General features: G+C 32.8%; 9 protein-coding genes. All 9 read right to left on the bottom strand.

What is annotated here, in order from left to right:
- Positions 1 to 207: 207 nt before the first annotated feature.
- The 9 genes from AC13CQ_RS08960 to AC13CQ_RS08920 all read right to left on the bottom strand — a co-directional run bounded on the left by AC13CQ_RS08960 (position 208) and on the right by AC13CQ_RS08920 (position 8,951).
- Positions 208 to 774, bottom strand: a complete 567-nt coding sequence (locus AC13CQ_RS08960; protein WP_335588372.1) for a Crp/Fnr family transcriptional regulator — start codon at positions 772 to 774, stop codon at positions 208 to 210.
- Positions 775 to 875: 101 nt separating this feature from the next.
- On the bottom strand, positions 876 to 2,015 hold the full coding sequence (locus tag AC13CQ_RS08955) for an acyl-CoA dehydrogenase family protein (RefSeq protein WP_474507271.1): 1,140 nt from the start codon (positions 2,013 to 2,015) through the stop codon (positions 876 to 878).
- 87 nt (positions 2,016 to 2,102) lie between these two features.
- Complete coding sequence (locus AC13CQ_RS08950; RefSeq protein WP_474507270.1) at positions 2,103 to 2,957, bottom strand: ComEA family DNA-binding protein; 855 nt, start codon at positions 2,955 to 2,957, stop codon at positions 2,103 to 2,105.
- Between the two features lie 12 nt (positions 2,958 to 2,969).
- Complete coding sequence (locus AC13CQ_RS08945; protein ID WP_474507269.1) at positions 2,970 to 5,051, bottom strand: amino acid carrier protein; 2,082 nt, start codon at positions 5,049 to 5,051, stop codon at positions 2,970 to 2,972.
- An 86-nt stretch (positions 5,052 to 5,137) separates the two neighbouring features.
- The gene (locus AC13CQ_RS08940; RefSeq protein WP_008613375.1) at positions 5,138 to 6,163 is read right to left on the bottom strand and encodes a potassium channel family protein; all 1,026 of its coding nucleotides are present in this window, start codon (positions 6,161 to 6,163) and stop codon (positions 5,138 to 5,140) included.
- A 57-nt stretch (positions 6,164 to 6,220) separates the two neighbouring features.
- Positions 6,221 to 6,448 carry a PspC family transcriptional regulator gene (locus AC13CQ_RS08935; RefSeq protein WP_008613376.1) on the bottom strand — a complete coding sequence of 76 codons (228 nt, stop codon included), beginning with the start codon at positions 6,446 to 6,448 and terminating at the stop codon, positions 6,221 to 6,223.
- 107 nt (positions 6,449 to 6,555) lie between these two features.
- Positions 6,556 to 7,677: a DUF2851 family protein gene (locus AC13CQ_RS08930; RefSeq protein WP_482882832.1), complete on the bottom strand. Its 1,122-nt coding sequence runs from the start codon at positions 7,675 to 7,677 to the stop codon at positions 6,556 to 6,558.
- 226 nt (positions 7,678 to 7,903) lie between these two features.
- Entirely contained in the window at positions 7,904 to 8,218 is a 315-nt protein-coding gene (locus tag AC13CQ_RS08925) for a rhodanese-like domain-containing protein (protein ID WP_008613380.1), read from the bottom strand.
- 118 nt (positions 8,219 to 8,336) lie between these two features.
- The gene (locus tag AC13CQ_RS08920) at positions 8,337 to 8,951 is read right to left on the bottom strand and encodes a thioredoxin family protein (RefSeq protein WP_335588369.1); all 615 of its coding nucleotides are present in this window, start codon (positions 8,949 to 8,951) and stop codon (positions 8,337 to 8,339) included.
- Positions 8,952 to 8,954 lie beyond the last annotated feature (3 nt).

The following is an 8,954-nucleotide window of genomic DNA, read 5'->3' as shown; positions in this document are numbered from 1 at the left end:
ATTTTACAATCCAATTCTTTTAAAACCTTGAGGATTTTGTCGTAATTTGCTTGAAAGTTGTGCATATAAATTATAGTGTGGTTACTACAATTTACTGCATTTTAGCAGTTTGCACAACTTTTTCTAAATGCACAACGGGTGTTTCATATTTTAAAATTATTGAAACACAAATGTCAGAAAAGAGTAAATAAAAATAATGAACTCAAGTTAAGTAATACGTTTTCTTATTCTACTCAATGCTTGCGGAGTAACACCAATATATGATGCAATATATTTCAATGGAATTTGTTTCAATAATTCTGGTCTGTCGGAGAATAAGTTTAAATATCTTTCTTCCGCTGTCTTGCTTAGTAAAGAAAGTTCCCTTTTTGATTTTATCAAATACATATTTTCAGCCATTTTTCTTCCGATAATATTTCCGCTTTTTGTTCTTTTATAGACTTCCTGTAAATCTTTATTTGAAATCTGCCATAAGATAGTTTCTGTCAATGTTTCAATTTCGTATTCAGAAGGAGTTTGTGTCAAGAGAGAATCATAGGCTGTAACAAATTCATTTTCAAATAAAAAACCAAACGTTAAATCTGAATCTTCTTTTGGGAGATAAAGACGAATAATCCCTTTATAAATAAAAGATAAATGCTTTTCTGTTTTTCCAAATTTTAAAACTGTCGTGTTTTTGTCAAACTTCACTTTTTTTAATTTTGAAGAGAAAAAATTCCAATCAGAATCGTTCATTGGGGAAATATTATCAATAAACTTTCTGATTTCGTTCATTTATGCATTTTTTTACTTGGTGCCAACAACGCTCTAAACATAACTATAGAAAGCTTCTAAAAGGTTTATGACAAACGTTTAGGACGGAGTTAAACAAAAACTTATTTTAAAAGATGACGGGAAATAACTACTTTTTGAATCTCGGTGGTTCCTTCTCCTATAGTACACAACTTAGAATCTCTGTAAAACTTCTCTACAGGAAAATCTTTTGTATATCCATATCCACCATGAATCTGAACTGCTTCATTAGCTATTCTAACACAAGCTTCTGACGCAAACATTTTACACATTGCGCTTAACTTGGTCATTTTTCTACCTGCATTTTTTTCGAAGGCTGCTTTGTGCAGTAATAATTCAGACGCTTCAATATCGGTAGCCATATCTGCCAGTTTAAAAGAAATTCCCTGAAACTCCGAAATTGGCTTTCCAAACTGAACTCTTTCTTTTGAATATTTCAAAGCTGCTTCATAAGCTCCTTTTGCAACTCCTAAGGAAAGTGCTCCAATAGAAATACGACCGCCATCTAGAATTTTCATGGACTGAATAAATCCATCTCCTACTTCTCCTAAACGATTTGCATCTGGAATTCTACAATCAGAAAATACAAGTTCAGCAGTTTCACTGGCTCTCATTCCTAACTTATCTTCTTTTTTTCCACTAGAAAAACCTGAAGTTCCTTTTTCCACCACAAAAGCTGTCATTCCATGAGAATCTCCTTTTTCTCCAGTTCTCACAATAACTACAGCTACATCTCCGCTTTTTCCATGGGTAATAAAGTTTTTTGCGCCATTAATAACCCATTCATCTCCATCTTTTACTGCCGTAGTACTCATCCCCCCAGCATCCGAACCTGTATTGTGCTCGGTAAGCCCCCAAGCGCCAATCCATTCGGCTGTAGCCAATTTAGGCAACCATCTTTGCTTCTGTTCTTCATCCCCAAAAGTTAAAATATGATTAGTACAAAGCGAATTGTGTGCAGCAACCGATAAACCAATAGAAGGATCCACCTTAGAAATTTCATCTAGAATAGCAATATATTCATGGTATCCAAGTCCAGAACCTCCATAAGTTTCTGGCACTAAAACCCCCATAAAACCTAATTCTCCAGCTTTTTTAAAAACTTCAATTGGAAAAGTTTGAGATTCATCCCATTCCATTACATGAGGTCTTATGTATTGCTCCGCAAACTCTTTAGCCGAATTTGCAACTAATTGCTGTGTTTCTGTATAATCAAAATTCATTTGTGCCGCTATGTCCAATTCCATTCGTTCGTTCTAATCCCAATAGTTGGGTTTAATTTCTCAGGAGTACCGAGATAGTTATTAGTATTACTTGTTCTGTTGAATTTGTCTCGAGAGAGTAGATTCAGCTGCCAAATATAATTCAATTCTATTTAATTTATCTGAAGGAAAATCCTCAATTTTTGTTAATTCATCAATTGAATTGATTTTTAAATGGGCGCTTCTATAAGATACAATTTTTTTAGCTAACTCCCAGTCTATATATGGGAGATTATTTAACTCCTTAACAGTAGCCTGATTTACATCTAGTTTTTTAAAATTGGGCAACTTTTTAATGTCAAATAATTTCCATACTTGCTTTACAGTTGCTTCATCTAAACCATAAACCTCATTAAGTTGGTCTTTAAAGTAAAATCCTCCTAATAAATCTCGGTATTTTACAATTCTCAACCCCAATTTTTCTCCTATCCCATATACATTCTCAAAATCTTTAGGATTAGCTAGATTAACATCTGCCTTTTCAAAATGTTTTTTAATTATTGTTTTCTGCGGAAGGGTTTTAAACTCAGGAAATTTAAAATAAGGATTGATGGTTTTCAACAAAGAATCTGACACACCAGTTACTTTTTGAAATTCTAATGAGGAGTTTACAAAATTTCCAGCTTCTCTATATTCAAACAAAGCATTTATTTCTTCAGTAGATAAACCTAAAGAATATCCTTTAAAATCGGTTAAATAATTTGGATTAAACTTATAATGTTGAAACTTTTGCTCAACGTTATTTTCAGTAACAATCGACACCTTTTTAGCAGAAATACTTCTTTCTATTTTAAAAACACCCCAACCTACTGTTAGAAATTGAATCCCAACTACAATTAATATTAAAAAAAATATCCCACTTCTTTGGCTTTTAGAAAACCTGAAGTGGGATAAAAATTTCATTAATGTAGTATATTAAGCAGTCTCTTTTGCTGCTTTTTGCTTTTTAAATAATTCGCCAGCTTTTAACTTTCTAAAATACTCACGAAGGTCTTCTCTAACTTCTCCACTCATTATATAAAGACCTATAATATTAGGGAACGACATTGCTAAAATCATCATATCCGAAAAGTCTAACACTGCGCCTAAACTTACAGAAGCTCCAATAACAATAAAGATCATGAAGAATATTTTGTAAACTATCTCGGTTTTTCTACTCTTTCCGAATAAGAATGTCCAAGCTCTCATTCCGTAGTAGGACCAAGAAATCATAGTTGAAAATGCGAATAAGAAAACTGCAACTGCCAGTACATAAGGGAACCAACTAATTACACTCCCAAAAGCATCTGATGTTAACTGTGCTCCAGCAATTCCTTCTACTTCATGCATTCCTGTGAAAATTAATACTAATGCTGTTAAAGTACAAACTACTACCGTATCTATAAAAGGCTCTAATAAAGCTACAAACCCTTCTGATGGCGGATGATTTGTTTTTGCCGCACTATGGGCAATTGCTGCAGATCCTACTCCAGCCTCATTAGAGAATGCTGCTCTTTGGAAACCTACAATCAATACTCCAATTACACCACCTTTTAATGCACTTGGACTAAAAGCTCCATCTATAATTGCAGAAAAAGCTGGTCCTATATTTTCTATATTTACTCCAATAACAATTAAAGCTGCTAATACATAGATTCCAGCCATAAATGGTACAATCTTTTCTGTTACTTTAGCAATACTACTAATACCTCCTAAAATTACAGTTCCTACTAGAATTGCGGTGATAACCCCAAACCAAAATCCATGACCTGCAAGTACTGGAAACTGACCCGCTAACTGCTCAAAAGATTGATTTGCTTGGAACATATTACCTCCTCCAAAAGAAGCTCCTACTGCTAAAATAGCAAAGAATACAGCTAAGAATTTACCAACTCCTTTAAGATTTCTTTTTTCTAAACCATAACGCAAGTAATTCATCGGACCTCCAAAAACACGTCCATCAGGAAGAATATCTCTATATTTTACTCCTAAAGTACACTCCACAAATTTTGAAGACATTCCTAAAAGTCCTGCTAGAATCATCCACATTGTTGCACCAGCTCCTCCTAATGAAACTGCCACTGCAACCCCAGCAATATTTCCTAGACCTACAGTTCCAGAAACTGCTGTAGCCAATGCTTGGAAATGTGTTACTTGACCTGGAGCATCTGGATCGTCATATTTTCCTTTTGCTAAATCTAACGAATGTTTAAATCCACGAATATTAATAAAGCCCATTCTAAGCGTAAAGAATGTTGCTCCTAATAACAACCAAACAACAATAAATGGAATGTTTTTTGTTTGAGGATCCCCGTTTGGATGTACTAATGCGATAGGCTCATCATATTTAATTTCTGCTAAATATTGAGCTCCTTGCTCAATAACATGCTTTTTATTGTCGGAATTGTAAATTACTCCACCTTCTTTTACCAAATATTTTAGCTCCCCGTTTGCTTGCGCAAAAGCATCTACGGTTCCTCCTGTTGATTTTGAAATAACAGCTATTTTATCTCCTTTATTAACATGAGATCCTTCTGGCTTTAACCATTGCTGTAAAGAGAATTTACCTTCTGTATCTGCATTCCATTCTGGAATTGAAATCAACTTTACATCTGCATATACAACTGGGTCATATATCCCTGTTGCAGCAAATGGATCCCAAAATAAAACGGAACCTAATCCTGCTACTGCTGGGGTCATGGTTCCGTTGAATATCTCTGTTATTGACTCGGTATCAATATTAAATGTTTTTTCGACCGACTTTCCTGTGGCGTCTTTAACTAATACCGAATAATCTACTCCTTCTGTTAAATTAATTGCCGTATTAGATTTAAGTGAAGTTTCTTGACTGCTCCACTTATATGTGTATGGGGGAGTTCCACCAGTAACTTCTAACTCTACTTGTCCGTCATTAATTTTATTTGACGGGTTAATTAAAGTTTCTTTTACTGTAAGTTCTTGTGCAAAAACTGCAACAGAACAAAGCATTATAAAAATCGAGAGAAATTGTTTTCTCATAAAGAATTATGTTTAGGTTATATTTAAATTAAGAATTCTTAAAACTGACGGGGCAATATCATAAAAAAAAGGCGTTTATTCAAATTTTACCCGTTAAATGTACTTTCTGCAATCTGAAAAAGCGTATTTAGCTTCTTTATTTGTTCCGGTTGACCAAGTACCATTAACTTAGAATTTGGCAACAATTGCACACTCGCATCTGGGTTGATTATATATTTTCCATCTGGCTGTTTATAACCAATAGCAGTACATCCTGTTTGTCTTCTTAAGTCTAAATCTACTAATGTTTTATACAGATAGCCATCTGGCAAATTATCTACTGCCACTTCTTCTAAATTAATTGTAGTTTCATCATCAATAGAAAGCTGATCCATAAATTCTATTAAATCTGGTAAAACCACTAAGGAAGCCATATGATCTCCTCCTATTTTATCTGGCATTATTGTTTTGTTGGCTCCTGCTAATTTTAGTTTTCTTTGAGAAGTTTCTTGAGAAGCTCTACTAATTATAACTATTTCTTTATTTAATTGTCTTGAAGAAAGTACAACAAATAAATTATCGGCATCATTAGGAAGGGTTGTAATTAAACATTCTGCTCTTTGGATTCCTGCTGCTTCAAGAGTTTCGTCTTCATTTGCATTTCCAATAACAAACAAGACTTCATCATTATGTTTATTAACCAATTCTTCATCTTGCTCAATAACAACAAATGATTTTCTATAGGCATTGAGTTTCTTTGCTGCTTGCATTCCATTTCTACCATAACCACAAATAATGATATGGTTATTAAGACTATCAACTTGTTTTTTCATTTTCCTAAATTTTATATTCTGAAGCGTACTTCTAGATAAAACATATTCTGTAACTACAGAAATAGCATATGCTACAATAAAAACACTCGAAGTAATAAGTACAATTGTAAATATTTTGGTGATATCGTCCGTTGGTCTTACTTCACTAAAACCAACTGTTGTAATAGTAATCACCGTCATATATGCGGCCTCCACCCAACTATAATTCCCAAGCAATCGATACCCAATAATTCCAAAAGAAAAAATAAAGAGTAATAAAGCTACTGCAATGTAAAACTTGGATTTAAATAATTTGAACATCTTTTAAACTTTGGATTTCTTACAACTAAATATGTGTTTCTACTCAATTAAACGGGTTTACAAATCAAACACAGAAGTTCGTTTTGTGTACACCAAATCTTTTAGTTTTAACCAAAAAGCTAAAGTCAAATACACTAAAAACCAAATCCCCAACGTAAAAAAAGAAGCATATATAAAAAATAACCTCACATTTTTTGTTTTCATTCCTAGCCTATCAGCCAATCTTGAAGAAACAGCATAGCCATTTTTTTCAAAATAATATCGAATGTCTTGAAAAGTATTCATAGTACAAATATAGAATTATCGATTCATTAATTTAACTCCTATTTCGCATTGCAAACATTTATTTTTACTACAATAATTATTATAGAGTTGTAGTTGAGCCTGACTCCCTAAACCGTATTAGTTTTAAAACCAATTTTATCAAAGCTATTAATAATTCTATTATCTTCTTTTTTAATTTTTTCAATCATTAAAAAAATACTTTCACTTGCATCTTCTCCTGTTGCTTTTAAATAACAGAATTTTAGTGGAAGAATGGTGTTAACAATAAGTAAATCTATAAAACTTTTACTGAGTTTTTTTATTTTAGATGAAGTTGTTTCTTTCCCAAAAGTATAATGTTGCTCCCAATAATTACTAGCTGAAACATCAAAAATAGTATAATAGTTTTCCAGCTCATTACAAGATACCAATTGCTGAAAAAGGTTAACTTCCTTATTGTATAACGAAGCTATTTGAGACAATCTAATTGTAGGAAAATTATAGGGACGTAATTTAAAATATGCAGGGGTTAAATGAGACTTTTTTAATGCGTATTTACTTTCTAGGTATTTATATTCTTCTTTTAAATCAATAAAATATTGATCGGCACATTCTACTTCTAACATATTTGAAACTCCAAATAACAGTGCCTCTACTGTTAAAACGGAATCTCTATTTTTTCTAAGGATCGAAAAAGGTAATTCTTCGGAAAGCTCAAAAAAAGCTTCTCCATTTATTTTTAATCCAAAATTTTTCAGAAGCATCTTATACAACACAGCTTCCCAATCATTTTTAGATTCTTTAAGTTTTTGGAGGATCAATTTTGATTTATCATTTAACCGTTCTACATACAAACGCTCTAACCAGCGGTTTCTAAAAAATGAATCAATTTCCGTTACCTCACTTTCACAATTTACAAAACTAGAACTCTTATTTATTAAAGCTTGATACGAGATAAGTGTTTCTTTCTGAAGAATGTTTTTTAAAACCAATGTAGCAATTGGAGAATTGTTTTTACTGAACACTTCTGTATTATGTTCCCAAACTACATGAAGAATTACATTAGTATAAGCTTCATCTTTTTCATGGTGGTGTGCATACCAAAATGATGATTTTTCATGAATTTCAACATTTCCAGCCCAATGCTGCCCATCTATTCTAAGTTGGGCATTTAAAAAGTCTGGACCAGCCAGTAAGTTATGAGTCCCTAAAGAAATAACCTCTAACGTTTCCCCGCTTTCAGTTTTCAAATTGTTAGTCGAAAACTTTTTAAACTTCCATATATAATGCAAAAAATCTTCTTTCAAAATAGTGACACCCCAAAATTTTGAAAGAAGATACTGAAAATTTATACAAATAGAACTTATTTACTCGATAATCGAGGTTTTAACTCCGGGCTTAGCCTCGAAATCAAAATGTGCTCCCTGTTTATATGCCTTATGGGCTTATCCCAGAGGTAGTTTACTATAAAATAAATTACTCTTCAACTACTTCACCTTCCCAGTTTGAAAAACCTCCTAATAAATTACTAGTATTTTCAAACCCAAGTTGATTCATTAAAGTACACGCTTGAGCACTACGCGCTCCAGAACGACAATAGACATAATAGTTTTTTGACTTGTCTAATTTTTCAACTTCGTCTAAAAAACCTTGTCCTTTATATATATCAATATTTATTGCATTTGGGATATATCCATCTTCCACCTCTTCTTCTGTACGTACATCCAAAATAACAGCATTGCTATCTTGTGCTAATTCCTCTGCCCACTCTTCTTGAGTTAAATCTGCCATAATTATTTTTTAAAATTAATATGAAAAAAATCCGAAGCAATTACTTCGGATTACAAATTTATATAAATCTTGTAGAATTAAAGCTTTAGATATCTTTAAAAATTAAATCCCAGAGGGTTTAAAGTTTAATAGAACACCCTATAGCTTTTGTATTTTTTATTTGAATTTCCTCTCCTACCAGCATGGCGTCTATTGCATTTGCTACATAAGCCTTTTCCACTGCTGCTTCGTCTTGATAATTATCGTCTATTGCACCAATATATTTTACAATATTACCATTGCTTGTTTTTTCAAGCAGAAAGCAATGAGGGGTGCGCTGAGCTCCATAAAGTGGCGATATATTTTGACCTTTGTCTACTAAATAAGGAAATGTATACCCCTTATTGGCAGCTCGTTCCTGCATTTGTTCGAAACTTTCCTCAGGACTTTTTGAAGGATTATTAGGGTTTATAGCTATTACAGGAACCCCTTTTAGTTTATACTTTTTATCCAAAGCAATAATCCTTTCTTCGTAGGCATTTGCATACGGACACGTATTACATGTAAATACAACTAAGAATCCTTTTGCGTCTTTATAGTCGGATAAAGAAACGGTCTTTCCGTCAATATTTTTTAACTTAAAATCTGCTGCCTTATCTCCTATCTCATACCCATCCCCTATTGAACTAGGAAATGTAAACGCACTGTTAGTGATAACCACCACAATGAGGAATATTATTTTTAACGGTTTCATTTT

This window comes from Galbibacter sp. L-19 (assembly GCF_056857615.1).
Note: the sequence above shows the minus strand (reverse complement) of the source record. Positions and strands in the feature narration are given on the sequence as shown.

What these genes read in the sequence shown, in the direction of transcription:
- AC13CQ_RS08950 (WP_474507270.1), bottom strand. Translation starts at nt 2,957, where the DNA reads ATGAAATTTTTATCCCACTTCAGGTTTTCTAAAAGCCAAAGAAGTGGG.
- AC13CQ_RS08960 (WP_335588372.1), bottom strand. Translation starts at nt 774, where the DNA reads ATGAACGAAATCAGAAAGTTTATTGATAATATTTCCCCAATGAACGAT.
- AC13CQ_RS08945 (WP_474507269.1), bottom strand. Translation starts at nt 5,051, where the DNA reads ATGAGAAAACAATTTCTCTCGATTTTTATAATGCTTTGTTCTGTTGCA.
- AC13CQ_RS08920 (WP_335588369.1), bottom strand. Translation starts at nt 8,951, where the DNA reads ATGAAACCGTTAAAAATAATATTCCTCATTGTGGTGGTTATCACTAAC.
- AC13CQ_RS08925 (WP_008613380.1), bottom strand. Translation starts at nt 8,218, where the DNA reads ATGGCAGATTTAACTCAAGAAGAGTGGGCAGAGGAATTAGCACAAGAT.
- AC13CQ_RS08940 (WP_008613375.1), bottom strand. Translation starts at nt 6,163, where the DNA reads ATGTTCAAATTATTTAAATCCAAGTTTTACATTGCAGTAGCTTTATTA.
- AC13CQ_RS08935 (WP_008613376.1), bottom strand. Translation starts at nt 6,448, where the DNA reads ATGAATACTTTTCAAGACATTCGATATTATTTTGAAAAAAATGGCTAT.
- AC13CQ_RS08955 (WP_474507271.1), bottom strand. Translation starts at nt 2,015, where the DNA reads ATGAATTTTGATTATACAGAAACACAGCAATTAGTTGCAAATTCGGCT.